Here is a 23099-nt window from a genome sequence, read left to right on the forward strand (position 1 = left end):
CGCGCCTCGAGTACGCCGTCGTCGAGTACGCACAGATCCGGGTCACACGGCAGGTGGGATGTGGTGCCGGTGGACCGTGCCGAAGCGATGAGCCGTGAGGGATACCGCCTGCTCGCGGAGGAACGGCAGGAGCTCCACGCGTCCGGCGGCGACGACGGGACCGTCGTACACGGCCACGGCGGGCGAGCCGCCCGTGGCCTCGGCGACGACCCCGCGCGCCGCGCCGACGAGCCGGATCCGGCCGCCGCCCCGCGCGAGCGCGGCCGCCCGCGTACGCCAGGCGCCTTCGTCCTCGTATGCGACCGGGACCCCGGCGGCGGACAGCCAGCGCGCGACCTCGCCGGGCAGCGCGGACGGTACGGACAGCGTGACCGCCGAGCCCGCGCGGATGCCCGCTGCGCACACGCGCACGAGCTCCGGCACCGTTCCCTCGCAGCGCACCGTGACCGGGATGCTGTGGTAACGCAGGACGTTCTGCTCGCAGGTGAGCCCTGTCCGGTCGTGGACCACACCGAATTCATCTGCCCACGCAGCCTGGTCCGATGCCAGGGCGCCGCCGAGCCAGGCATCGCCCGGAACACATGCGGCGGCGGCTGCACGCAGCGGATCCGGTTCGGCCGCAACGGTTCCGGCAGCAACTCCAGCGTCCGACCAGGTTCCGAAGCCGTACAGGTAACTCGGGCCGCCCGCTTTCGTGCCCGCCCCGACCGCCGAACGGCGCCACCCGCCGAACGGCTGACGCTGCACGATCGCACCCGTGATGCCGCGGTTGACGTAGAGGTTCCCGGCTTCGACTCCGGCGAGCCATTCGTCGATCTCGGCGGGGTCCAGCGCGTGTAGGCCGGACGTGAGCCCGTAGTCGATGCTGTTGACCAGACCGATGGCCTCGTCGAGGGTTTCGGCGGTCATGATCCCCAGCACCGGCCCGAAATACTCGGTGCGGTGGAATTCGCTGCCTGGAGCGACGCCCTCGCGGATGCCGGGCCGCCACAGGTCGTCGGCGAGCCGCTCCGGCTCGAGCACCCACGTCTGCCCGTCCTCCAGAGTCGTCAACGCGCGCAACAGCTTCCCGGAGGGGGGCTCGATGAGCGGCCCCACCTGCGTCGCAGCTTCCCATGGGCGCCCGACCCGGTACGAGCGCACGGCGTCGAGCAGCTGTCGCCGGAAGCGCGGCGACCGCGCCACCGATCCGACGAGGATGACCAACGAAGCGGCGGAACACTTCTGGCCCGCGTGGCCGAACGCAGAGTAGGCGACGTCCTTCGCGGCCAGGTCCAGGTCGGCGCTGGGTGTCACGATGATGGCGTTCTTACCGGAGGTCTCCGCGAGCAGCGGCAGATCGGGCCGGAACGAGCGGAACAGCTCGGCAGTCTCATAGGCACCGGTGAGCACGACGCGATCCACGCGCCCGTCGGAGATCAGCTCCGACCCCAGGGTGCGGTCGTCCAGCTGCACGTAATGCAGTGCCTCGCGCGGAATGCCGGCCTCCCAAAGCGCCTCGACCATCACCGCAGCACAGCGGCGCGCCTGCTTCGCCGGCTTGATGACCACGGACGAGCCGGCCGCCAACGCGGCCAACGTGGACCCCGCCGGGATCGCGACGGGGAAGTTCCAGGGCGGGGTGACGACGGTGACCCGCACGGGCGAGAACTCGGCACCGTCGACGGCGGCCAGCGCTCTGGCGGATTCGCCATAGAAGTGCGCGAAGTCGATGGCCTCGCTCACCTCCGGGTCGGACTGGTCGAGCGTCTTCCCACACTCGGAACCCATGACCTCGCACAGCAGGGCACGCCGGGACTCGAGCAGATCCCCTGCTCGGTGCAGGATCTCGGCGCGCTCGTCGGCCCCACGGTCAGCCCACGCCACCGCCGCCGACGAGGCCGCGGCGAGCACCGCGTCGAGCGCGGCAGGATCCTCGATCAGGCCACCGTCGACAGTGTCCACGCCGAGTACGGACTCCTGCATGCGCGCGCGGATCCCGTCGGCCCACTTCTGATTCGCGGCGACCGACGGATCGGTGTCCGGGGTGTTGACGAATTCGGTACGCGGCCCCGGCACCGCCGGACGGGTGCGGTCGCCCGCACGATGAGGCGCAGGAACCGTCGTCGGGACGGCTGCTACGGACGCCAGGAAGCGGTCCCGCTCACGCTCGAAAAGCGCACGGTGACTGGATATGTCGAATACCGCCGACATGAAGTTCTCCTGGGAGGCGCCCTCCTCGAGGCGGCGGATCAAGTACGCGATCGCGACGTCGAAGTGCTGCGGGTGCACCACAGGCGTGTAGAGCAGCAAGCCGCCCACGTCCCGCTTCACAACCGCAGCCTGTGCAGCGGCCATGCCGAGCAGCATCTCGAAGTCGACGGCGTCCGCGACGCCACGCTGCCGCGCAAGGAGCCATGCGAGAGCGATGTCGAAGAGGTTGTGGCCGGCGACGCCGATGCGCACGTTGCCGGTGTGCTCAGGCCGAAGGGCGTAGTCGAGCACCGCCTTGTACGACGCATCCGACTCCTGCTTGGTGTGCCACGTGGCGAGCGGCCATCCGTGCACCTCGGCGTCGACGTGCTCCATGGGAAGGTTGGCCCCCTTGACGACTCGCACCTTGATGGGCGCTCCGCCCGCGGCCACGCGCTCGGTCGCGAACGCCTGCAGATCCATCATCGCAGCGAGCGCGTCGGGCAGGTACGCCTGCAGCACGATGCCTGCCTCGAGGCCACGGAACTCCTCCTCCGACAGCAGTGTCGTGAACACCGCGATCGTGAGTTCGAGGTCCTTGTACTCCTCCATATCCAGATTGATGAACTTCCCACGCGCAGAAGCGATCCGGTACAGGGGTCGAAGCGCGTCGACGGCGTGGCCGACGGCCGCGTCGAAGCCGAACGGATTGTGCGGTGCGACCGTGGACGACACCTTGATCGACACGTAGTCGACGTCGTCGCGCAGGAGCAGCGTCCGCGTCCCTGCGATGCGCGCGGCGGCCTCCTCGTCGCCGAGGATCGCCTCGCCGAGCAGGTTGATGTTGAGGCGTACACCGTCGGTGCGCAGGCGGGCGATCGACTTGCCCAGGCGGTGATCGGTGGCGTCGACTACGAGGTGACGAACCATGCGCCGCAATACCTTCCGGGCCGTCGGCACCACGAGTCCGGGTGCCATGCGACCGGCCCCCGCCCCGACCCGGACGGCCGCGCGCAGCGGCGCGGGCAGGAACTCCGGCGTGAGCGGCACGATATCGGCGAGTTTGCGCGCCGCGACGTGGACGTCTTCGGGACGCACGACTCCGTCGACGAACCCCACCGTGAAGTCCAGCCCGTGTGGGTCGTTCAGGACGCCTGCGAGGCGCTGGGCGGCCGCGTCTACCGGCTCGCCGCGACTCGCTTCGAGCCAGCGCTCCACCTGCGCCACGGCTCGCTCCGCGAGCTCCGTCGTGATCCCCTGTTCCACCGCCGTCACCTCGATCGTCCTTTCCACATCAAACGCCTGGTGAATCCAGTGTGAGCCCGACGTATGATGAGGAAAAGCGAAAAGAATCGCACCATACCCTTCATATTTTTCGAAAGGTCACTCGATGTGGGACCTGCACCGTCTCCACCTGCTACGCGAGCTCCAGCTGCGCGGGACCGTGTCGGCCGTGGCGGCACACCTCAACTACAGCCCGTCGACGGTGTCGCACCAACTCGCGCAGCTCGAACGGGAAGTCGGCTGCGCACTGCTCGAGCCGGACGGCCGCCGTGTCCGGCTGACCCCGCACGGGGTCGCGGTCGCGGAACACGCCGCGCGCGTGATGGATCTGGAGGAGCGCGTTCGAGGTGAACTTGGCGATCTTGCAACAGATTTCGAGGTGGTCCGCGTCGCGGCTCTGCAGAGCGCTGCCCGCGAGCTCGTGCCTCGCGCCCTCACGACGCTCGCCACGACGCACCCCGGGCTGCGCATGCTGGTCACCGTCGTCCCGCCGGAGCAGGGCCTCTTCGAACTCGAGGCGCGCGGCTTCGACCTCGCGATCGCGGAGCAGTACCCCGGCCACACGCGCCGCCGCACCGCCGGGCTCGAGCGGGAGTTGCTCGCAGACGACCCCATCCATCTCGCGGTGCCCGAAGACGACGATGCTGTGTCGCTGGCCGACGTCGCCGGGCGACCGTGGGTACTGGAGCCCGCCGGAACCGCCGCGCGCACCTGGGCGGAACAGCAATGCCGCGCAGCCGGTTTCGAACCCGACGTGCGCTACGAGGCCTCGGACCTGCACGTGCACGTCAATCTCGTGGGTGCGGGGCACGCCGTCGGGATGCTTCCCGCCCTGGTCCGCGCCGAACGGTATGCGAGCGTGCGCCTGCTGGCCCTGCCGGGATCCCCGCACCGCGAGGTGTTCACGGTGGCCAGGGCAGCGTCGGGCGGGAGCGCACCGGTACGAGCGGTGCGGGACGCCTTGGTGGCGGCTGCCGTATGGCAGGCCACGGAACGCCCGGGCGGCGAGTGAGTGACAAGCCCTGCGCAAGCGGGCAGGGCTAGGCTCGACTCGGACGATACGAACAAGGGGGTCCGAGATGGTCGAAAAGGGTCGGGGTGCGAGGCGTCTGTCGACGAGCGCAGCGCTCGCCGTCGGTCTCCTAGGCCTCGCGGGGTGCGCGACCGCGGTGCCCGGCACCGGCGGCGCCGACGTCAGCCAGGTGGCCTCCTACAAGTCGGCGGTCGCGGCGAAGGCTGCGGCTCAGGTCAAGGCCGCGTGCGCCGACTGGGATGCAGGCGTCACCACTCGGAGGACAGCGAGCAAGGCGACCGCCGCTTACACCAAGAACCCGACGTGGACGTGGCCCGGGATCATGCCGCTCGTCCGCTCGGAGCTCACCGCGGTCGAGAACGAGTCCCGGACGGTGCCGTCACTGATCACGCGCGCGACCTCGGATCCCGAGGTGGTCTCCTCCTTGCGCGATTACCAGACGAAACTCGACGCATACTCGTCCGCGCTCCGTGCCGACAGCAACGCAAAGGGCTCGGGCGCCTCGACATGGCCGACCGCTAATACGGCGCGAGACAAGCTGTTGCTGTCGCAGATCGCGGTGGAGGCCGCCTGCAAGTCGTGACCCGTGCGCCGGAGTGACCCGGCGCATACCTGCCGCGCGCTTGACCTAGCATCAGCGGGGAAGAGCTTCACCCCGTCCAGTAGAAGGATCCCGCTGTGAAGATGCCCCGGCCGAGCCGTCGCGCCGTTGCCACCGTTCTCGCCGCCGCCGCCGTGCTGACGGTCTCCCCCGCCGTCGCGACGGCCGCGCCCGCAGGCTCGTCCGGTGGTTCGCCGCAGGACCGACAGGCGATCTGCTGGAACTGGAGCGCGAATCGCGGCGCCGCCTATACGTCCGGGGACAAGCTGTCGAAGTACCTCAAGGGCAAGAAGCCCACGTGGGACGGCGCGGCGCCGCTGGCCGACGCGGCGGCGCGCGCCCTGCGCTCCGAGTCCTCGCAGACGTCGGCGCTCATCGACCGCGCCGCGGGAACGCCGGATCTGCAGGGCGCCCTGCGGGATTACAAGACGCGGCTCGACACGTATGCGTCGGCGCTCACCGCGGACGTGCACGCCCAGCCGCCGCGCAGCTGGAAGCGGACCAACCCGGCGGGTAAGGCGTACAACGCGGCGTACCAGCGTGTGGTCGCGGCCTGTAAGGCCTGAGTACAGCTGACTGCAAGCCCTGAGGACGGCTCGAACGCCGCTCGCCGATCATGCCGGCCGTGCTCGGCGTCGCGGTGTGCGGGTTGATGCCGGAAGCGCGCGCTCGCGTTCTCGCGCACTGATCCGGCGCCGCATACCGGGCAATCCCCGAGGACACCGCCCCCGGCGAACACGCCACACACGCGAGAACCCCCGAATCCGCATCGGATTCGGGGGTTCTCGCGCTGGAGAGGAGGCCTACTTGGCCGCCTCCAGGACCTCGACCAGGCGCCAGCGCTTGGTAGCGCTGAGCGGGCGGGTCTCCATGATGCGGACACGGTCGCCGACTCCGGCGGTGCCCTTCTCGTCATGCGCCTTCACCTTGGAGGTGGTGCGGATGATCTTGCCGTAGAGGGGGTGCTTCACGCGGTCCTCGAGCTCGACGACGATGGTCTTGTCCATCTTGTCGGACACGACGTAGCCCACGCGAACCTTGCGGCTGGCGCGCTCTTCGGTCACAGGGGAATCCTTCACTGCATCTTTCTCGGTCATGCGGCGTCACCCTCCGGGCCCGAGGCCAGGCCGAGCTCGCGCTCGCGCAGGATCGTGTAGATCCGCGCGATCTCCTGGCGGACGGTGCGCAGGCGCCGGTTGTTGTCCATCTGGCCGGTGGCCATCTGGAAACGGAGGTTGAACAGCTCCTCCTTGGACTCGCGCAGCTTCTCGACGAGATCGTCCTGAGTCAGGCCGCGCAGGTCAGCGGCAGCGGTGTTCGCCATCAGAACTGCTCCTCTCGGGTCACGATGCGGGTCTTGCAGGGGAGCTTGTGCTGCGCGCGGCGCAGGGCCTCGCGAGCGATCTGCTCGTTGGGGTAGGTCATCTCGAACATCACGCGGCCGGGCTTGACGTTCGCGACCCACCACTCGGGCGAACCCTTGCCGGAACCCATGCGGGTCTCGGCAGGCTTCTTGGTCAGCGGGCGGTCCGGGAAGATGTTGATCCAGACCTTGCCGCCACGCTTGATGTGGCGGTTGATCGCGATACGAGCCGACTCGATCTGCCGGTTGGTGATGTAGGCGGGCTCGAGGGCCTGGATACCGTAGTCACCGAACGCGACCTTGGTGCCACCGGAGGCGGCGCCGGAGCGCTTGGGATGGTGCTGCTTGCGGTGCCTCACCCGACGGGGGATCAACATGGCGTCAGCCCTCCTGATTCTGCGTAGCGGGGACCGCCTCCGCCGGAGCGGTTGCGGCCCGACCGGCCTCGGTGCTGGTGGCGGTCGTGCCCGACGAGCCGCTACGGCGCGGACGCGAGGGACGCTCGCGACGCTGACGGCGGTCGTCGGCGGCCGGAGCGGCGAGCTCGCGCTTGCCACCCACGATGTCGCCCTTGTAGATCCACACCTTCACGCCGATGCGGCCGAACGTGGTCTTGGCCTCGTACAGGCCGTAATCGATGTCGGCGCGCAGCGTGTGCAGGGGCACGCGGCCCTCGCGGTAGAACTCGCTGCGGCTCATCTCCGCGCCACCGAGGCGACCGGAGCACTGCACGCGGATGCCCTTGACGTTGGGCTGCCGCATGGCCGACTGGATCGCCTTGCGCATCGCGCGGCGGAACGCCACGCGGTTGCTGAGCTGCTCGGCGACACCCTGGGCGACGAGCTGCGCATCGGCCTCGGAGTTCTTCACCTCGAGGATGTTCAGCTGCACCTGCTTGCCCGTGAGCTTCTCGAGCTCCGAGCGGATGCGGTCGGCCTCGGCGCCGCGGCGGCCGATGACGATGCCGGGACGCGCCGTGTGGATGTCCACGCGAACACGGTCACGGGTGCGCTCGATCTCGATCTTGCTGATGCCGGCGCGCTCGAGGCCGCTGGTCAGCTTGCGCCGGATCGCGACGTCTTCCTTGACGTACTCGGCGTAGTTCTTGTCGGCGTACCAGCGGGACTTCCAGTCCGTGGTGATGCCGAGGCGGAAGCCGTGCGGGTTGATCTTCTGCCCCATGCTTACGCTCCCTTCCGGCGGTTACGGCTGGCGGCGGGCTTCTTCGACTCCAGCGACTCCACGACGATCGTGATGTGGCTGGTGCGCTTGCGGATCCGGTACGCGCGGCCCTGGGCGCGCGGCTGGATGCGCTTCATGGTCGGGCCCTCGTCGGCGAAGGCCTCCGAGACGACCAGGGTGCGCGGGTCGAGACCCAGATTGTTCTCCGCGTTGGCGATCGCCGACGCGAGGACCTTGGCGACCGGCTCGCTCGCGTACTGCGGGGCGAACCGCAGGATGGCGAGAGCCTCCTGTGCGTCCTTGCCACGGACCAGGTCGATAACGCGACGCGCCTTCATCGGCGTGACACGCACGAACCGGGCGGTGGCGCGGGCGGTGGTCGGGGTGACGGTATCGGTGTTCTCGCTCATTACCGGCGCTTACCCTTCCGGTCGTCCTTGATGTGACCCTTGAAGGTCCTCGTGGGCGCGAACTCGCCCAGCTTGTGACCGACCATGTTCTCCGAGACGAACACCGGGACATGCTTGCGACCGTCGTGGACGGCGAAGGTGTGACCGATGAAGTCGGGGATGATGGTCGAACGGCGCGACCAGGTCTTGATGACCTGCTTGGTGCCCTTCTCGTTCTGGACGTCGACCTTCGCGAGGAGGTGGTCGTCGACGAACGGGCCCTTCTTGAGGCTGCGTGGCATTCTCTAACTCCCTCCTAGCGCTTGTTCTTGCCAGTACGACGCCGGCGAACGATCAGCTTGTCGCTCGGCTTGTTCTTGCGGGTACGGCCCTCGGGCTTGCCCCACGGGCTGACGGGGTGGCGGCCACCCGACGTCTTGCCCTCGCCGCCACCGTGCGGGTGGTCGACCGGGTTCATGACGACACCGCGGACGGTCGGGCGCTTGCCCTTCCAGCGCATACGGCCGGCCTTACCCCAGTTGATGTTGCTCTGCTCGGCGTTGCCGACCTCGCCGACGGTGGCGCGGCAGCGCACGTCGACGCGGCGGATCTCGCCGGAGGGCATGCGCAGGGTCGCGTACGGCCCCTCCTTGCCCAGCAGCTGGATCGACGCACCGGCCGAGCGGGCCATCTTGGCTCCGCCGCCCGGACGCAGCTCCACAGCGTGGATGACCGTACCGGCGGGGATGTTCCGCAGCGGCAGGTTGTTACCGGGCTTGATGTCGGCGTTGGGGCCGGACTCGACGACGTCGCCCTGTCCGAGACCCTTCGGCGCGATGATGTAGCGCTTCTCGCCGTCCAGGTAGTGGAGCAACGCGATCCGCGAGGTGCGGTTCGGGTCGTACTCGATGTGCGCGACCTTGGCGTTGACCCCGTCCTTGTCGTTGCGACGGAAGTCGATCACCCGGTAGGCACGCTTGTGCCCGCCGCCCTTGTGACGGGTGGTGATACGGCCGTGCGCGTTACGGCCGCCACGGCCGTGCAACGGGCGGACCAGCGACTTCTCGGGCGTGGTGCGCGTGATCTCGTCGAAGGTCGACCCCGACGAACCGCGCCGGCCCGGCGTGGTCGGCTTGTGCTTACGGATAGCCATTTAGCTTGCCCCTCCGAAGATCTCGATGGGCTTGCTGTCGGCGCTCAGGGTCACGATGGCGCGCTTGGTGCTCTTGCGCTGGCCGTAACCGAAGCGGGTGCGCTTGCGCTTGCCCGGGCGGTTCAGGGTGTTCACGGAGACGACCTTCACGCCGAAGACCTTCTCCACGGCGATCTTGATCTGCGTCTTGTTCGCGCTCGGGTGCACCAGGAAGGTGTACGTGTTGTCCTCGATGAGGCCGTACGACTTCTCCGAGATCACCGGCGCGAGCAGGATGTCCCGCGGGTCGGCGGGGATGGTTGCAGTAGCCATCAGGCACTGACCTCCTCGGTCTTGTTGGTCACCGCGTCGTCGTGCGACTTCGTCGCAGCAGCGATGAACGCACCCAGGGCCTCGCGGCTGAACACCACGTCATCGCTATCGAGGACGTCGTAGGTGTTGAGCTGGTCCGGGAAGATGTACTTCGCGTTCTGCAGATTGTTGACGCTGCGCTGCGCAGTCAGGTCCTCGCGGCCGACGACCACCAGGAACTTCTTGCGGTCGGAGAGGCGCTCGAGGAACTGGCGCGCGGACTTCGTCGACGCCTCCTGACCGGCGACGAGCTCGGTCACGACGTGGATCCGGTCCTCACGCACCCGATCGGTGAGAGCACCGCGCAGGGCGGCGGCCTTCATCTTCTTGGGGGTGCGCTGGCTGTAGTCACGCGGCTGCGGGCCGTGGACGGTGCCACCGCCGGCGAACTGCGGCGCGCGGGTCGAGCCCTGGCGGGCGCGGCCGGTGCCCTTCTGCCGGTAGGGCTTGCGGCCACCGCCGCGGACCTCGCCGCGGGTCTTGGTGGCGTGCGTGCCCTCGCGGGCGGCCGCCAGCTGGGCGACGACCACCTGGTGCATCAGGGAGATGTTGGGTTCGACGTCGAAGATCTCCGCGGGGAGGTCGACGGTGCCGTCGACCTTGCCCTCGGCGTTCTGGACGTTCAGAGTCAGCTTGCTCACGCGTGAGCACCACCCTTCACAGCGCTACGCACCACAACGAGGCCGCCCTTGCGGCCCGGGATGGCGCCCTTGATCAGCAGCACGCCGGCCTCGGCGTCCACCTTGAAGACGCTGAGGTTCTGCGTGGTCACCTTGTCGGAGCCCATGCGGCCCGCCATGCGGACGCCCTTGAAGACGCGGCCCGGCGTGGCGCAGCCACCGATGGACCCGGGGGCACGGTGTACAGCCTGCGCACCGTGGCTGGCGCCGAGGCCGGCGAAGCCGTGGCGCTTCATGACACCCGCGTAGCCCTTGCCCTTGCTGATGCCCGTGACGTCGACGAACTCGCCGCCGGCGAACACGTCGGCCGCGATCTCCTGGCCGACCGTGTACTCGGCCGCGGCGTCGGCGTCGAGGCGCAGTTCGGCGATCGTCCGGCGCGGCGTGACGCCCGCCTTGGCGAACTGCCCGGCGACGGGCTTGGTCACCTTGCGGGGGTCGATCGCGCCGTAGGCGACCTGGACGGCGGAGTAGCCGTCGACGGCCTCGGTGCGGATCTGGGTCACGACGTTCGGCCCGGCCTTTACGACGGTGACCGGGACGACCCGGTTGTTCTCGTCGAAGACCTGGGTCATGCCGAGCTTGGTGCCCAGGATTCCCTTGATCTTGTTCTCACTCATTGGTCAGTTATCTCCGTAGCTACCCGGGCCGCCTACTGGATGTTCACATCGACGCTGGCAGGCAGGTCGATGCGCATCAGCGCGTCCACCGTCTTCGGCGTCGGGTCCAGGATGTCGATGAGCCGCTTGTGGGTCCGCATCTCGAAGTGCTCGCGAGAGTCCTTGTACTTGTGCGGCGAACGGATGACGCAGTACACGTTCTTCTCCGTCGGCAGCGGCACGGGACCGACGACGCGAGCGCCGGTGCGGGTCACGGTCTCGACGATCTTGCGCGCGGACGCGTCGATCGCCTCATGGTCGTAGGCCTTGAGCCTGATGCGGATCTTCTGTCCCGCCACGGTCGTGTCCTCTTCCGTCAGTGTTCCAAGTGTTCGACACACGCCACAGCGCAGGGCGACTGCTCCCGCGGCCAGGGCCGCCAGGGCCCGGGACCGAGGTCCTCAACCGAGTCGATCGACGCTGTTCATGTGTCAATTTGCTCCGGCCCACGCGGTCGGGCGTGTCGCCCTTCCGCTCAGCATTGTGCGGTTCGAGAATCCCCTTGCCGCGGCCTGCCGGGCCGAACGCACCCGTGCGCCCCGAGGGGCTGGGTGCTACGTATGGTTGGCGGCCTTCCGCGGCATCCCCGGCCAGTTCGGTGTCCCGCTTGGCCGAGGCCCGGTTCGGGCCTCTTCACCCGACGGCGGCCGCAGGGGACCACGTCGCCTGGTGAAGGCAACCCGACCAGTATGCACTGTCGGCACGCGAGGTTCAAATCCTGATGGCGTCCAAGTCCACGAGCGACTCCGTCGCCGCCCTGTCGAGCGGCCGCCGTCACAGTGCGGTTCGGACGACTCCATCGCCACTCCGGTCGAGCGACTCCATCACAGTGCAGATTAAGGAGCCTCTGGAACAATCGTCGCCGTGGATCGACCGACGCGCCGCGCACGGACGGGACTGCGCGCGACCGCCGCCGCAGCCGTGGTCGCGACATGCCTTGCGGCGTGCACGACGCAGCCGACCAAGGACGACCTGGAGCTCCCCTCCCCCACGCGCTCCGGCGCCCGGCCGGGGCAGTCGGGCGAGGACGTGCACACCGTCGACTCGTCGACTCCCTATGTCTACCTACCCGCGCCCCAGGGTGACCCGGAGCAGGACTACGGATCGCTCTATCTCCCGCCCGGCCGGTTCGCGAACGGATCGATCCCGGTCGTCGTGATGATCCACGGCGGCGGCTGGAAGAAGAAGGCTGGCCTGTCGTACATGTCCGGCGCCGCACGCAGCCTCCAGGAGGCCGGGGTCGCCGTGTGGAACATCGAGTACCGCCGCGTCGGTTCGGGCGGCGGCTGGCCGACCACCTTCACGGACGTTGCGCGCGGCATCGATTTCGTCAAAACCCTGTCGACGACGGTGGCTCCCCAGCTCGACGTCGACAACGTGACCATCCTCGGGCACTCGGCGGGCGGCGAGCTCGCCGCCTGGGCGGGCGCCAGGCGCACCCTCCCGCCGGGCGCCCCGGGCGCCGGGCCGCTGGTCATGCCACGCACGACCGTCTCCCTGTCGGGGGTCCTCGACATGGCGGCGTCCGCGCACTACAACAACCATGTCCGCAACGTGCTGGGAGGCATGCCCGACCAGGTGCCGGATCGGTACGCCCTGGTCAACCCACTCCAGCGGATCGACCCGTCCGTGCCCGCCGTCGTCGTGCACGGGACCAAGGACAGGGTCGTGCCCTCCTTCGAGTCGGTCGAGTACGCCCGGGCACTGTCCGCGTCCGGCGGCCACTCCTATCTGCTCGAGCTGGCGGGCGCGAACCACGGCCAGACGATCTCGGTGTCGAGTCGGTGGTGGCCGCGCATCCGATCGCTGGTGGTAGCGGTCGCCAAGCTGGGATTCGCGGCAGCCACCACTGCGGCCGAGCCCCCTCGACCGGTGGCACCGTCGCAGGCGGGTTCCGCGGGCCTGGCACGGAACGCCGCCGGCGCTCCTCCGCGGTAACTTACCGCGGAGTAAGATAAGGCCATGGCATCGACCTATGGTCTGTGGAAGACCCTTCAAGACAAGCCGCTCGGCAAACTCGCGTTCTCTGCGGCGGCATCGCTCAAGGCCCCCTACTTCGTCTCCGTCACCCCTTACATCAAGGAACTGGAGTACGGCCACGCGGTCGTCCACGGCCCCAAGTGGTGGTACGTGCAGAACCACATCGGCACGTTCCACGCGATCGCCGCGTGCAACCTCGCCGAGGTGGCGATGGGCATGATGATGGAGGCCTCGACGCCTGCGACACACCGCTGGCTGCCGAAGTCCATGAAGGTGGACTACCTGGCGAAGGCGGAGTCCTCGCTCACCGCGACCGCGCGATTCGCCGAGGACGTCGACTGGGACGCGATCACCAAGGGGCGCGACGTCGTGGTCTCGATCGCCGTGACCGACAACTCGGGTAAGGAGGTCGTGCACGCCGACATCACCACCTGGGTCACGCCGAAGCCCAAGTGACCGACGCGGTGTCACATCTGCAACTCCAATGATCGTGAGTTGCACAATCGATCCTCTTCGTGGGACCGTACCGCGGACCCGATTTCTGCCGTGAGGAGCGTCACGCCCATGCACACGCGCCCCCGGATCGCCGCTGCGGTCCTCGCCACCGCCGCACTGGCGGCCGCGCCGACCGCCGTCGCCTCAGCCGATCCCGTACTGACGGCCGCGACGTCCACGACCGTGTCCCCCGGCGCATCGGTACTGACGGTGTCCTCGATGCACGGCAACACCGCCGACGGTCTCGCGTGCACCGTCGGGTTCATCGGGCAGCGCAGCGACGGAACCAAGGTCGGCGTCTACGCCGGGCACTGCGGCAAGGTCGGTGAGAAGGTCGCATTCGGCAACCGCGTGGTCGGCAAGACCATCGCATCGTCGGCCCCGCAGCTCACTGCACAGGAGACCTTCGTGAACCAGAACGCTGCGGACTGGGCGGCATTCACCGTCGACCCCGGAAGCGCCCAGCTCGTGCCGGGCGGCCGAGCGAAGGCGTCGTCCCTGGGCAAGGCCCGTGTCGGCGACAAGGTCTGCAGCGACGGCGCGACGTCCGGCTGGCGCTGCGGCACCGTCGTACAGGTCGACGGTTCGTACATCGCCACCACGATCGGCGTGCAGACCGGCGACAGCGGCGGCCCGCTGATCCGCACCGCCGACGGCGCCGCCCTCGGCATCGCGAGCCGCGCCGCGTCGTTCGGCAACAGCAAGACACCCACGGGCTCGCTGTACTACGACCTCGGCTCCGCGCTGAGCGCCATCGGCGCGACCCTGGTCACGGGCTAGAGCCAGAAGTCCTCCATCGCGTCCGCGGTCAGCTCGCCCACGCGTGAGCGGGTGGGCGCGAGGTCATGCGCGGCCGCGAGCTCGATGGTGCGCGTCTTCGCCGGGACGAGTGCGGCCGCCTCGGCGAGTTCGTCCGCCGTCGCGAACGGGTCGCGGCGGCCATGCACGAACAGGGTGGGCACCGTCAGGCTCGGCAGGTGTTCGATGCGCAGCTTCTCCGGTCTCTTCGGCGGATGCAGTGGGTAGCTGAGCAGGATCAGGCCGTCGGGTCTCGTCGGCCCCTCCGCGGCAGCCATCGACGCCATCCGGCCGCCGTACGAGTGGCCGCCCCACAACAGCCTGTGGTCGGGCCCGGCGAATCGCTCCGTCGCCTCCGCGAAAGCGGCGCGGTCCGCGGCCTGACCGGCCGGACTGGGCGGCCCCTTCGGACGCGTGCGGCGGAACGGCAGGTCGATGCGGACGACGCGCACCCCGCGGTCAGCGAGGGACTCCGCGACCGTGCGCAGGATGACGGCGTCGCGATTCGCACCCGCCCCGTGCGCGAGGATCGCGACGGCGCGCGGCTCACCGTCGGGCTCGTGCAGTGAGAACCACGTCATACCTAGGACAGTAGGGTCACCCCTATGACTGATGCGAAGAGCGGCCCGCTGAAGGGCCTCAAGGTCGTCGAGTTCGCGGCCCTCGGGCCCGCGCCGCACGCGGCGATGATGCTCGCCGATCTCGGCGCCGACGTGGTGTCACTGCAGCGCCCCGGCGTGGGCGTGAGCGGCCTGGCCGGGAAGCCGCAGATGGTCAAGCGCGGGCGCACGATCGTCGAGGTAGACCTCAAGAACCCCGACGACGTGGCTTCCGTACTCGACCTGTTGGACCGCGCCGACGTGCTAGTGGAGGGCTTCCGCCCGGGCGTGCTGGAACGCCTCGGCCTCGGGCCCGACGTGGTGCTGGAACGGAATCCGCGGCTCGTGTACGGGCGGATGACCGGCTGGGGTCAGGAGGGGCCTAACGCGCCCCGTGCCGGCCACGACATGAACTACATCGCCCTCACCGGGCTGCTGCACGCCATCGGACGCAAGGGCGAGCGGCCCGTGCCTCCCCTGAACCTGGTCGGCGACTTCGGCGGCGGCTCGATGTTCCTGGTGTTCGGCGTGCTGGCCGCACTGTTCGAACGGCAGGGCTCCGGTAGGGGACAGGTCGTGGACGCCGCGATGGTGGACGGTGCATCCGTGCTCGGACAGATGCAGTGGGACTTCCGCGGGCAGGGCATCTGGACCGACGAGCGCGGCGTGAACAGCCTCGACGGCGGCGCACCGTTCTACGACACCTACGAGTGCGGCGACGGGAAGTACTTCTCCGTCGGCGCGATCGAGCCGCAGTTCTTCGCGGAGATGCTGGCCAAACTCGAGATCGACCCGGCGACGCTGCCGAACCAGCTCGACATCGCGCGGTGGGACGAGTTGCGGAACGCCATCGCGACGCGGTTCAAGGAGAAGTCACGGGACGAATGGGCCGACGTGTTCGCGGAGTCCGATGCGTGCTGCTGGCCGATCCTGACATTCGAGGAGGCTCCCAAGCACCCGCACATGGCCGCGCGCGGCAATCTGCAGGAGGTCGACGGCGTCATGACCCCCATGCCGGCACCCCGCTTCTCCCGGACGCCCGCCGACAAGCCTGCAGGCCCCCGGGCCGATGTGACCCCTATCGGGGAGGTGTGGCGGTAGAACTGGTGCGCCGTTGACCATCCGCGCTGCCCGATTCGCGTAACGAATTCGGTTCCCCGGCTTATAAGCAGTCGCACATAGTGTGCTGCATCACATAATCGGGAGGGGAACCCATGAAGTCGATCCGAATCAGTGCGGCCGCGCTCGCGCTGGCTGTAGCCGTGCCCGGTGCTGCGATGTCCGGCACGGCGAACGCCGCCACGCCGGGCACCTGCACCGTCCAGAAGAACCTGTCCAAGGTGACGGTCACCCAGAGCGCGCCGGGCTACGTGGATATCGTCGTCGCGGAACCGCCGTACCTGCCGAGGCTGTCCGGGTGGTACTCGGCCACCGTGAACTGGTCGAACCCGAAGGGAATCCACGGCAACACCTGGCAGACCACCGATATGAGCAAGACCGGCGCGAAACTCAAGTTCACGGCACTGCAGGTGTTCCAGGGCTTCGTCGACTTCACGGTGACGGTCACGGACAAGGGTCAGTTCGTCACACGTGAGGGCACGTGCACCACGCAGTTCCCCGTCCTCTGACGCGGCCCTGCTGAAACCTGGCGGCCGGCGGGGTCCGGGCGGAACATGCCGCCCCGACCCCGCTGGGCCTGCGTCTTTCAGCAGGAGACGGTCGATAAGGTGGCTGCCATGAGCTTGACCCCGCACTCCGAACGCAGCCAGATCGTGAAGGTCCTCCAGGTGATCGACGAGACCGTCGATGCGAAGTCCTTCGTGTTCGCGACCGAGTGGGATTACCAGCCGGGCCAGTTCGTGACATTGCGGATCCCGTCGGATCTCACCGGGTCCGTCGCGCGCTCCTACTCGCTGTACACGTCGCCGTTCGACGCGGTGCGGCCCGGCGTCACCGTCAAGAGAAGCCCGGGCGGCTATGCGTCGAACTGGCTGTGCGACAACCTGTCTGAGGGTGATGAGGTCGAAGTCCTGCCACCCGCAGGCGCTTTCGTCCCCGAGTCGCTCGACGTGCCGATGCTGTTACTCGCGGCCGGCAGCGGTATCACGCCGATCATGTCGATCCTGTCGGCGGCGTTGTCGCAGGGTTCGCAGCACATCGTGCTGTTGTACGCCAACGCGTCCGACGCCGATACGATCTTCTACGACGACATCTCCTCGCTCGAGGCATCGCATCCCGGGCAGCTCACCGTGATCTGGTGGCAGGCGGAGTACCGAGGCATCCCCGACGCGGATTCCCTTGCCGCAGTGCTGTCTCCGTATCATTCGCGCGCGACCTACCTGTGCGGCCGGGACGAGTTCATGGCGGCGTGCAAAGAAGCGCTCCGGGTGATCGGCACCGATCGGTCGCTGGTGCACCAGGAGATCTACGCGTCCCTGTCGGGCGACGCGTTCGCCGACGTCGTGCCGCACGAGACGACCGATGCCGAGGCCGCCGACGCAGCGTCGGTGACGGTCTACAACCTGGGTGCGACGTTCACCATCGCGTGGCCCAGGGACCGAACCCTCGTCGACGTCCTCATCGCGGGCGGCCACGACGTGCCCTACTCGTGCCAGTCCGGCGAGTGCGCGACGTGCATCTGCCGGCTCAGCAAAGGCACGGTCTCCATGGACGTGTCCGACGGACTCGACCCGGAGGACAAGGAGGACGGCTACATTCTGGGCTGTCAGGCGAAGCCCACAGCCGACGAACTGGAGGTCGAATACTGATGCGCATCACCGGAGCCGTGCTGGAGGAGATCGGACGGCCGCGGCCTTTCGCTTCGTCCCATCCCCTGACCGTATGCGAGCTGGAACTCGCGTCGCCCGGCCCCGGCGAGGTGTTGGTGCAGATCGAGGCCGCCGGGCTCTGCCACTCGGACCTGTCCGTGGTCGACGGCAACCGCCCCCGCCCCGTGCCGATGTTGCTCGGTCACGAGGCTGCTGGTGTCGTGTCCGCTCTGGGAGACGGGGTGACCGGGCCGGCCGTCGGCGACCGGGTGGTGATGGCCTTCCTGCCCCGATGCGGATCGTGCGCCGGGTGCCGCACGGACGGCCGGCTGCCGTGCGTGCCCGGATCCGCCGCGAACAACGCCGGGGAACTCCTGGGCGGCGGCCGCCGCCTGTCCCGCGACGGTGCACCCATCCACCACCACCTCGGGGTATCGGGCTTCGCGTCGGCCGCGGTGGTGGACGTACGCTCGCTGACCCCGGTCGGCAGCGATGTGCCCGCTCCCGTCGCTGCGGTACTCGGTTGCGCCGTGTTGACCGGCGGCGGTGCGGTGCTGAACGCCGGCGCTGTCGCGCCGCGCGAGGACGTCATCGTGGTCGGCCTGGGCGGCGTGGGCATGGCCGCGGTGCTGACGGCGCTCGCTCTGCCTGATCGCGGGCGCGTGATCGGCGTGGACGCCCAGCCCTCCAAACTGGACACGGCCATGTCGTTGGGCTGCGACGCGGTGTACTCCCCCGCTGACCTCGCCGCGGAGGGCGTGCGTGCGCCGGTAGTGATCGAGGCCGCCGGGAACGCACGTGCCTTCGAAACCGCCTATACCGCAACCGCTCCCGGAGGCCGGACGGTGACCGTCGGGTTGCCACATCCCGACGCTCGCGCCTCGATCAGTCCGCTGGTGCTCACCGCCGAAGCGCGAACGGTGATCGGCTCCTACCTGGGATCCGCTGTGCCGCAACGGGACATCCCGAAGTACGAGCAGATGTGGCGAGAAGGACGTCTGCCGGTGGAGAAGCTGATATCCGCCGTGATTCCGTTGGCGGATATCAACGCAGGCATGGACGCCCTGGCCGATGGCCAGGCGATCCGGCAGATAATCGAGTTCTGAACACTATTGCGGCTGCCGGTTCACGTGACTGCGGCCGGCGCCGACACCTCGGCCGACGCATCGTGCTCGGGTTGCAGGAACCGGCCGGACGTCCTGCGGGTGCCACTGCCCCCTGCGGCAGCCTTCACCGTGTTCTTCCCGGCGCCGGATCGGGTACGCGAGGACCGCGAAAGAGCCGGCCAACGGACGCCGCGGAACCGTCGGGCCATCCTCCTCGACATGCCGCCGACTCTCTCGGAACCGAGCCGTCCACTGGTGCGTCTAATTCATGAGACGTACTCGTGCCGAGGAGGGCGACGATGAGCGAACCGGTATCGGTCGAGGAGATCAAGCGGGCCGCGCGGGAGCGCGTACAGGCGCGGCTGGAGATGCAGGGCGGCGAGGATATGGTGCTCGACGGCGATCCGATCGAGGAGATCGCCGCGGCGCACGAGCGGCACGCGATGCGCGTGCGCGCGACCGCGCGGACACTCAAGGACGTGGCCAGGTTCAACTATCTCGGCGATACGTCGGAGGGACGCACGGCGACGCGCAACGTGAGGCTCTCCGCAGTCGATCATCCAGAGTCCCTGTATAACGCCATGATGGCCAACGCGGATGCGGCGGTGCGCATCGCCGCGCATCTGCGCGAAGACAAGGCAGAGCTGCTCGGCCAGGAGCACCAAGCGCAGTACGAGATCACCAACACCAGAACCGCCCGGTGAAGCAGCTTGCAGTCGTGGTGCTGGCAGCGGCGATCGTGACCAGCGCGTGTGCAACGACAGTCGCCGGTGTGGCAGTGACACCATCGGAAAGTCGGACTCGTATCGCCCACCCCTCACTGCCGTTCACCCCCACGTATACCGAGCGATGGAACCGCCGTAACGACGGCTCAAGTTTCGAGCCATGTACCGCGCATATCGCCGACGACCTGGAAGCGATCGGCATCGATGCGTCGACGATGGAGGATGCCGCTATATCCGACTCCCCCAACTACCGCGGATGCAACTGGGAGTTGATGCGCAGGCCAGGTGACAGCCCGGGGACGGCCCTCAACTACGCGACGCAGGCGGTGTCCAATCAGCGCAACCTGCCGTTCTACAAGGAAGGGCACGACGAGATGCGCTGGGGGCCGGACCAAGTCATCGATGGGCGCGTGTTCGGCGTCGCCGACGCCCCGCATGACGACTTCCTCGTCGCCTTCGAGTCCGGGACCGCTCTGGTGATCACGTCCGTCAAGATCGACCGCCGCTCCCACCGCTCACCCAGCGAAGAGCGGGAGCGGGCCATGAAGTTCGCGCTCCTCGCTGCGACGAAGGCGCCGCGATGACACACCGTCGGGCCGGACTCCACCAAGACGCGTAATTCGGGTGACATGGGCACCGTCGTCGGCGAGACTGCACAGACGGACGAAAGGAGCTGCCATGCCGACCGACGAGCAGCGAGCCAAGTTCAAAGAGGCGCTGGAACGCAAGAACTCCCAGGCGAAGTCAGGCACCAGTCACCTGGACGGCCATGGGAAGGCCGAGCAGGCGCATGGCTCGCAGAGCCACCAGCAACAGTTCAGACGCAAGAGCGGATAGCAACGCGGCACCACCCGGTCGGGCAGGTCGGAACCGTCCGTCGGGCGCGTTACGCCGGAGGCGACACGCTCATAACCTCGAGGGATGATCGCTACCCTCGCACCCACCGCGTCCGGCCAGTGGGCCGACGGCGACACCGAGGTGATCCGCCTCCCGGCGGGCGCACGGGCCGGTGCGATGAGGATGAACAAGCGCCCCACCGGTGTGCGGGTTCGGCACGCACTACGGCCCGCCGACCTGTCCGACGACCTCGCGGGCCGCATCATCGACGAGCTCGGGCCGGATACGGCCGATCAGTTCGAGCGGATCATCGTCGGGCTGGTGCGCACCACCGTCGACGATCCTTACGAAGGGTGGGCGACGTACTACCGGAACTCCCTGCGCCGCTTGGCGGACGGGTCGGCGGCGTTCGCCCCTGTGCACGCGCGTGCCGCGGAGTTGCAAGCCGGTGACAGCCTGCTCGACCTCGGCTCGTGCTTCGGGTTCTACGCCCTGCGGATGGCCGCACGCGGCCTCCGCGTCACCGCCACCGACGTGTGCCCGGGCACCGTCCGGCTTCTTCGAACCGTGGCCGAGCGACTCGGCACGCGGATCGACGCCCAGGTCCACGACGCCACGCACGTCGACCTTCCGGACAACCATTCCGACACCGTCACCGTGCTCCATCTGCTCGAGCACCTCGACCCCGAGGCCGGGGCGGCGGTCGTGCGCGAGGCGGTACGGCTCGCGCGGACACGCGTCGTCATCGCCGTGCCGTTCGAGGATCAAGCGACAACGTGCCACCGTCACGTCCGGACGTTCGATCTCGACACTCTCGAACAGATCGGAACGCAGACGAGGCTGCCGCACAGCATATTCGAGCACCACGGCGGCTGGCTCGTCCTCGACCTCCCGCCCGTGTGACGGTCAGATCAGCCCGCGCTTACTCGCCTCGTATACCGCCTCGGCGCGGCGGCTCACCTGCAGCTTGCGCATGATGTTGCTGACGTGGAACTTTACGGTAGTGGGCGAGATGAACAGCTCCCGTCCGATCCGGATGTTCGACCAGCCCTTGGCGAGCATGGCGAGTACCTCCAGCTCGCGTGCCGTCAGCTGACTCTCGACCGGGCCGCCGGATGCCAGCGATGCCACCACTGCCGCGGCGGTTCGGGAGTCGAATGCGTTGCGGCCCTGCGATACCAATCGGATCGCGCGAACCAGCTCCGTGGTGTCGACGTCCTTGACGACATAGCCGCGCGCACCCGCGTGCACAGCCTCGATCACCAGCCTGTCCTCGAGGAACGTCGTCAGCACCAGCAGCCCCACCGCGGGATGCTGGGCGGTGAACTCACGACACAGGGCGAGGCCGTCGTGATCCGAACCCGCTGTCAACTTCAGGTCGACGACGGCGACATCAGGCCGCGCCGCCTCCGCGACGGCGTGCGCCTCGCCGCGGGACGCTGCCTCACCGACCACCTGCAGATCGGGCTCGCGGTCGAGCACGGATCGAAGCCCCTGCCGCAGGATCGCATGATCGTCCACCAACATGATCCGCACCGTCGTCCGTCGTGGCGGCGCCGCACGCCCTACCACTCCCGCCTGCACCATCACGACACCTCGCTATCCGAAACCTGCACGACGACAGCCACTTCCACCCCACCCAGGCGCGACCGCCGGATCGCGAAGCGGCCGCCCAGTTCGGCGGCCCGGGCCGCCATGTTCGCCAGCCCCCGACGGTGCCCGTCCGCATCTCCGGAGGCGCTGTGCCGCAATATCTCCCGTAGCCGAGCGGGGTCTCCTTCACCATCGTCGGCAATCGTCAGGGCGACGGACTCGCTGCCGTATCGGAGCCTCAGCCGCGCGCGGCGCGCATTGCCATGCACCGCAGTGTTGAACAGGGCCTCGCCCGCGATGCGCAGCAGTGCGTGCTCGACCGGCGGGTCCAGCTCGACCACCGGGCCGCTCACTCGGACGGTGACATCGAGCTCGTCCGGCTGATACACCACACCGAGCTGCTCCAGCATCTGCGGCAGCGACGAATGCTCCTCGGCCCGTGTGTTGTTCAGCGTATAGATAGAGGTCCGCAGCTGCTCGACCGCCCGCCGCGTCATCTCCTTGGCAAGCCCTAGGCGCTCCGAACGCTCGGCTGCCGGGATCTCCCCCAGCGACACCTCGATCTGCATCCCCGCGGAGAGCACGGTCTGCGTGACGCTGTCGTGCAGCTCGCGGGCGATGCGGTGCCGCTCATCGTCGAGCGCCTGGTGCCGCTGGGCCTCACTCAGCTGACGCTGCGTGGACGACAGCTCGGCATTGCGCAGCGCGAGATCCGCGGCGGTGCGTCGAACCTGCGCGTGCGCGGCCTCCGATCGCTCCAGCAGCGTCGAGATGCGTTGGTACAATGCCGAGTTGTGCAGCGCGACGGCGGTCTGACTGGCGAGTATCGACAGCACGGCACCGTCGGTCGTGTCCAGCACACGCCCCGGCGCCGTCCACGCCGCGATGGCTCCGACCACACCGCCTTCGAGCTCGAGCGGCACGAACGCGTGGTGCGCTTCGAGCACCGGCTCGGTCTGCTCATGCGTCCCCGCCGCAACGGGATCGCGGATGACGTCGAGGCAACGCAGCACATCGTCGGGCAGCGGCGGCCCTTCGACCTCGTGCACGAGGAACGGGATCCCGTCTGGGCCGAGGACCAACCGACGCAACCCGGCGTCCATCAGACGACCGTCGGTGAGCCCGAACACGACCCAACGCGCATCGAGGTGCACACGGGCTGCCTCCGCGACCGCACACACCAGCGTCTCCGGGCCGTCGACTGTGGCGACCAGCGCCCGCGAGATCAGCTCCAGCGCGTGCATGACGCGTTCGAGCCGCTCAGCCGCCCCTCGGTACTGCGGGTAGAACGAACTCTTCGAGGAGCGCAGCCCCGTCAGCATGGCCAGGTC

The 23099-nt window shown here is 68.7% G+C and carries 29 protein-coding genes; 14 read left to right on the plus strand and 15 right to left on the minus strand.

What is annotated here, in order from left to right; all coding sequences use genetic code 11:
• Positions 1-42: 42 nt before the first annotated feature.
• Entirely contained in the window at positions 43-3465 is a 3423-nt protein-coding gene (locus P0W64_RS15570) for a bifunctional proline dehydrogenase/L-glutamate gamma-semialdehyde dehydrogenase (RefSeq protein WP_275481067.1), read from the minus strand.
• A gap of 97 nt (positions 3466-3562) precedes the next feature.
• Between P0W64_RS15570 and P0W64_RS15575 the strand changes: the two genes are divergently transcribed.
• From P0W64_RS15575 to P0W64_RS15585, 3 genes are all read left to right on the plus strand, one after another.
• Positions 3563-4468, plus strand: a complete 906-nt coding sequence (locus tag P0W64_RS15575) for a LysR family transcriptional regulator (protein WP_275481068.1) — start codon at positions 3563-3565, stop codon at positions 4466-4468.
• Positions 4469-4535: 67 nt separating this feature from the next.
• Positions 4536-5072, plus strand: coding sequence for a hypothetical protein (locus P0W64_RS15580; protein ID WP_275481069.1), 537 nt, complete (start codon positions 4536-4538; stop codon positions 5070-5072).
• Positions 5073-5167: 95 nt separating this feature from the next.
• On the plus strand, positions 5168-5656 hold the full coding sequence (locus P0W64_RS15585; protein WP_275481070.1) for a hypothetical protein: 489 nt from the start codon (positions 5168-5170) through the stop codon (positions 5654-5656).
• Between the two features lie 237 nt (positions 5657-5893).
• Here P0W64_RS15585 and rpsQ read toward each other — a convergent pair whose 3' ends face one another.
• The 11 genes from rpsQ to rpsJ are packed head-to-tail and all read right to left on the minus strand — an operon-like array spanning position 5894 to position 11166.
• Positions 5894-6187, minus strand: a complete 294-nt coding sequence (rpsQ, locus tag P0W64_RS15590; protein ID WP_275481071.1) for a 30S ribosomal protein S17 — start codon at positions 6185-6187, stop codon at positions 5894-5896.
• A complete protein-coding gene (gene rpmC, locus P0W64_RS15595) occupies positions 6184-6414 on the minus strand; it encodes a 50S ribosomal protein L29 (protein WP_275481072.1) in 231 nt (76 codons plus the stop codon). Before rpmC ends, rpsQ begins: the two co-directional genes overlap by 4 nt.
• Positions 6414-6830 carry a 50S ribosomal protein L16 gene (gene rplP, locus P0W64_RS15600; RefSeq protein WP_275481073.1) on the minus strand — a complete coding sequence of 139 codons (417 nt, stop codon included), beginning with the start codon at positions 6828-6830 and terminating at the stop codon, positions 6414-6416. Before rplP ends, rpmC begins: the two co-directional genes overlap by 1 nt.
• Before the next feature lie 4 nt (positions 6831-6834).
• Entirely contained in the window at positions 6835-7635 is an 801-nt protein-coding gene (gene rpsC / locus P0W64_RS15605; RefSeq protein WP_275481074.1) for a 30S ribosomal protein S3, read from the minus strand.
• Between the two features lie 2 nt (positions 7636-7637).
• A complete protein-coding gene (gene rplV, locus P0W64_RS15610; protein ID WP_275481075.1) occupies positions 7638-8045 on the minus strand; it encodes a 50S ribosomal protein L22 in 408 nt (135 codons plus the stop codon).
• Positions 8045-8326 carry a 30S ribosomal protein S19 gene (rpsS, locus tag P0W64_RS15615; RefSeq protein ID WP_019202328.1) on the minus strand — a complete coding sequence of 94 codons (282 nt, stop codon included), beginning with the start codon at positions 8324-8326 and terminating at the stop codon, positions 8045-8047. Before rpsS ends, rplV begins: the two co-directional genes overlap by 1 nt.
• Before the next feature lie 14 nt (positions 8327-8340).
• Entirely contained in the window at positions 8341-9177 is an 837-nt protein-coding gene (rplB, locus tag P0W64_RS15620; RefSeq protein WP_275481076.1) for a 50S ribosomal protein L2, read from the minus strand.
• A complete protein-coding gene (gene rplW, locus P0W64_RS15625; protein WP_275481077.1) occupies positions 9178-9489 on the minus strand; it encodes a 50S ribosomal protein L23 in 312 nt (103 codons plus the stop codon).
• Positions 9489-10169: a 50S ribosomal protein L4 gene (rplD, locus tag P0W64_RS15630; RefSeq protein ID WP_275481078.1), complete on the minus strand. Its 681-nt coding sequence runs from the start codon at positions 10167-10169 to the stop codon at positions 9489-9491. The genes rplW and rplD overlap by 1 nt, the downstream gene beginning before the upstream one ends.
• Entirely contained in the window at positions 10166-10828 is a 663-nt protein-coding gene (rplC, locus tag P0W64_RS15635; protein ID WP_275481079.1) for a 50S ribosomal protein L3, read from the minus strand. Before rplC ends, rplD begins: the two co-directional genes overlap by 4 nt.
• A gap of 32 nt (positions 10829-10860) precedes the next feature.
• Positions 10861-11166, minus strand: coding sequence for a 30S ribosomal protein S10 (gene rpsJ, locus P0W64_RS15640; RefSeq protein WP_003938093.1), 306 nt, complete (start codon positions 11164-11166; stop codon positions 10861-10863).
• Positions 11167-11731: 565 nt separating this feature from the next.
• Between rpsJ and P0W64_RS15645 the strand changes: the two genes are divergently transcribed.
• From P0W64_RS15645 to P0W64_RS15655, 3 genes are all read left to right on the plus strand, one after another.
• Positions 11732-12805 carry an alpha/beta hydrolase gene (locus P0W64_RS15645; RefSeq protein ID WP_275481080.1) on the plus strand — a complete coding sequence of 358 codons (1074 nt, stop codon included), beginning with the start codon at positions 11732-11734 and terminating at the stop codon, positions 12803-12805.
• Positions 12806-12829: 24 nt separating this feature from the next.
• A complete protein-coding gene (locus P0W64_RS15650; protein WP_275481081.1) occupies positions 12830-13303 on the plus strand; it encodes a hotdog fold domain-containing protein in 474 nt (157 codons plus the stop codon).
• Positions 13304-13411: 108 nt separating this feature from the next.
• The gene (locus P0W64_RS15655; protein ID WP_275481082.1) at positions 13412-14122 is read left to right on the plus strand and encodes a peptidase S1; all 711 of its coding nucleotides are present in this window, start codon (positions 13412-13414) and stop codon (positions 14120-14122) included.
• On the opposite strand, the gene P0W64_RS15660 is transcribed toward P0W64_RS15655, so the two are convergent.
• The gene (locus P0W64_RS15660; RefSeq protein WP_275481083.1) at positions 14119-14721 is read right to left on the minus strand and encodes an alpha/beta fold hydrolase; all 603 of its coding nucleotides are present in this window, start codon (positions 14719-14721) and stop codon (positions 14119-14121) included. The two genes, P0W64_RS15655 and P0W64_RS15660, sit on opposite strands and share 4 nt — an antisense overlap.
• Positions 14722-14745: 24 nt before the next feature.
• On the opposite strand from P0W64_RS15660, the gene P0W64_RS15665 reads away from it, so the two are divergent.
• From P0W64_RS15665 to mftM, 8 genes are all read left to right on the plus strand, one after another.
• Positions 14746-15840 carry a CaiB/BaiF CoA-transferase family protein gene (locus P0W64_RS15665; protein ID WP_275481084.1) on the plus strand — a complete coding sequence of 365 codons (1095 nt, stop codon included), beginning with the start codon at positions 14746-14748 and terminating at the stop codon, positions 15838-15840.
• A 113-nt stretch (positions 15841-15953) separates the two neighbouring features.
• Entirely contained in the window at positions 15954-16367 is a 414-nt protein-coding gene (locus tag P0W64_RS15670) for a hypothetical protein (RefSeq protein ID WP_275481085.1), read from the plus strand.
• Between the two features lie 108 nt (positions 16368-16475).
• The gene (locus P0W64_RS15675) at positions 16476-17507 is read left to right on the plus strand and encodes a ferredoxin--NADP reductase (RefSeq protein ID WP_275481086.1); all 1032 of its coding nucleotides are present in this window, start codon (positions 16476-16478) and stop codon (positions 17505-17507) included.
• Positions 17507-18613 carry an alcohol dehydrogenase catalytic domain-containing protein gene (locus P0W64_RS15680; RefSeq protein ID WP_275481087.1) on the plus strand — a complete coding sequence of 369 codons (1107 nt, stop codon included), beginning with the start codon at positions 17507-17509 and terminating at the stop codon, positions 18611-18613. Before P0W64_RS15675 ends, P0W64_RS15680 begins: the two co-directional genes overlap by 1 nt.
• A 299-nt stretch (positions 18614-18912) precedes the next feature.
• Positions 18913-19317: a hypothetical protein gene (locus P0W64_RS15685; protein ID WP_275481088.1), complete on the plus strand. Its 405-nt coding sequence runs from the start codon at positions 18913-18915 to the stop codon at positions 19315-19317.
• On the plus strand, positions 19314-19922 hold the full coding sequence (locus tag P0W64_RS15690; protein ID WP_275481089.1) for a DUF3558 family protein: 609 nt from the start codon (positions 19314-19316) through the stop codon (positions 19920-19922). The genes P0W64_RS15685 and P0W64_RS15690 overlap by 4 nt, the downstream gene beginning before the upstream one ends.
• 94 nt (positions 19923-20016) lie before the next feature.
• Positions 20017-20175 (plus strand): DUF5302 domain-containing protein, encoded by a 159-nt coding sequence (locus P0W64_RS15695; RefSeq protein ID WP_275481090.1) that lies wholly within the window; start codon positions 20017-20019, stop codon positions 20173-20175.
• A gap of 84 nt (positions 20176-20259) precedes the next feature.
• Positions 20260-21078 carry a mycofactocin oligosaccharide methyltransferase MftM gene (gene mftM, locus P0W64_RS15700; protein WP_275481091.1) on the plus strand — a complete coding sequence of 273 codons (819 nt, stop codon included), beginning with the start codon at positions 20260-20262 and terminating at the stop codon, positions 21076-21078.
• Between the two features lie 3 nt (positions 21079-21081).
• On the opposite strand, the gene P0W64_RS15705 is transcribed toward mftM, so the two are convergent.
• The gene (locus P0W64_RS15705; RefSeq protein ID WP_275481092.1) at positions 21082-21762 is read right to left on the minus strand and encodes a response regulator transcription factor; all 681 of its coding nucleotides are present in this window, start codon (positions 21760-21762) and stop codon (positions 21082-21084) included.
• Positions 21762-23090, minus strand: a complete 1329-nt coding sequence (locus tag P0W64_RS15710; RefSeq protein WP_275481097.1) for a GAF domain-containing sensor histidine kinase — start codon at positions 23088-23090, stop codon at positions 21762-21764. The genes P0W64_RS15705 and P0W64_RS15710 overlap by 1 nt, the downstream gene beginning before the upstream one ends.
• Positions 23091-23099: the final 9 nt, after the last annotated feature.

Source organism: Tsukamurella sp. 8F, from assembly GCF_029167375.1.
In the GTDB taxonomy this organism is placed as follows: domain Bacteria; phylum Actinomycetota; class Actinomycetes; order Mycobacteriales; family Mycobacteriaceae; genus Tsukamurella.

Coding starts and splice junctions, on each gene's coding strand:
- rplV (WP_275481075.1), bottom strand. CDS start 8,045: ATGAGCGAGAACACCGATACCGTCACCCCGACCACCGCCCGCGCCACC.
- P0W64_RS15675 (WP_275481086.1), top strand. CDS start 16,476: ATGAGCTTGACCCCGCACTCCGAACGCAGCCAGATCGTGAAGGTCCTC.
- rplB (WP_275481076.1), bottom strand. CDS start 9,177: ATGGCTATCCGTAAGCACAAGCCGACCACGCCGGGCCGGCGCGGTTCG.
- P0W64_RS15660 (WP_275481083.1), bottom strand. CDS start 14,721: ATGACGTGGTTCTCACTGCACGAGCCCGACGGTGAGCCGCGCGCCGTC.
- P0W64_RS15655 (WP_275481082.1), top strand. CDS start 13,412: ATGCACACGCGCCCCCGGATCGCCGCTGCGGTCCTCGCCACCGCCGCA.
- P0W64_RS15670 (WP_275481085.1), top strand. CDS start 15,954: ATGAAGTCGATCCGAATCAGTGCGGCCGCGCTCGCGCTGGCTGTAGCC.
- P0W64_RS15575 (WP_275481068.1), top strand. CDS start 3,563: ATGTGGGACCTGCACCGTCTCCACCTGCTACGCGAGCTCCAGCTGCGC.
- P0W64_RS15685 (WP_275481088.1), top strand. CDS start 18,913: ATGAGCGAACCGGTATCGGTCGAGGAGATCAAGCGGGCCGCGCGGGAG.
- rpsS (WP_019202328.1), bottom strand. CDS start 8,326: ATGCCACGCAGCCTCAAGAAGGGCCCGTTCGTCGACGACCACCTCCTC.
- rpsC (WP_275481074.1), bottom strand. CDS start 7,635: ATGGGGCAGAAGATCAACCCGCACGGCTTCCGCCTCGGCATCACCACG.
- P0W64_RS15580 (WP_275481069.1), top strand. CDS start 4,536: ATGGTCGAAAAGGGTCGGGGTGCGAGGCGTCTGTCGACGAGCGCAGCG.
- P0W64_RS15710 (WP_275481097.1), bottom strand. CDS start 23,090: ATGCTGACGGGGCTGCGCTCCTCGAAGAGTTCGTTCTACCCGCAGTAC.
- P0W64_RS15695 (WP_275481090.1), top strand. CDS start 20,017: ATGCCGACCGACGAGCAGCGAGCCAAGTTCAAAGAGGCGCTGGAACGC.
- P0W64_RS15650 (WP_275481081.1), top strand. CDS start 12,830: ATGGCATCGACCTATGGTCTGTGGAAGACCCTTCAAGACAAGCCGCTC.
- rpsQ (WP_275481071.1), bottom strand. CDS start 6,187: ATGACCGAGAAAGATGCAGTGAAGGATTCCCCTGTGACCGAAGAGCGC.
- P0W64_RS15680 (WP_275481087.1), top strand. CDS start 17,507: ATGCGCATCACCGGAGCCGTGCTGGAGGAGATCGGACGGCCGCGGCCT.
- rplW (WP_275481077.1), bottom strand. CDS start 9,489: ATGGCTACTGCAACCATCCCCGCCGACCCGCGGGACATCCTGCTCGCG.
- rplC (WP_275481079.1), bottom strand. CDS start 10,828: ATGAGTGAGAACAAGATCAAGGGAATCCTGGGCACCAAGCTCGGCATG.
- rplP (WP_275481073.1), bottom strand. CDS start 6,830: ATGTTGATCCCCCGTCGGGTGAGGCACCGCAAGCAGCACCATCCCAAG.
- rpmC (WP_275481072.1), bottom strand. CDS start 6,414: ATGGCGAACACCGCTGCCGCTGACCTGCGCGGCCTGACTCAGGACGAT.
- P0W64_RS15665 (WP_275481084.1), top strand. CDS start 14,746: ATGACTGATGCGAAGAGCGGCCCGCTGAAGGGCCTCAAGGTCGTCGAG.
- P0W64_RS15705 (WP_275481092.1), bottom strand. CDS start 21,762: ATGGTGCAGGCGGGAGTGGTAGGGCGTGCGGCGCCGCCACGACGGACG.
- mftM (WP_275481091.1), top strand. CDS start 20,260: ATGATCGCTACCCTCGCACCCACCGCGTCCGGCCAGTGGGCCGACGGC.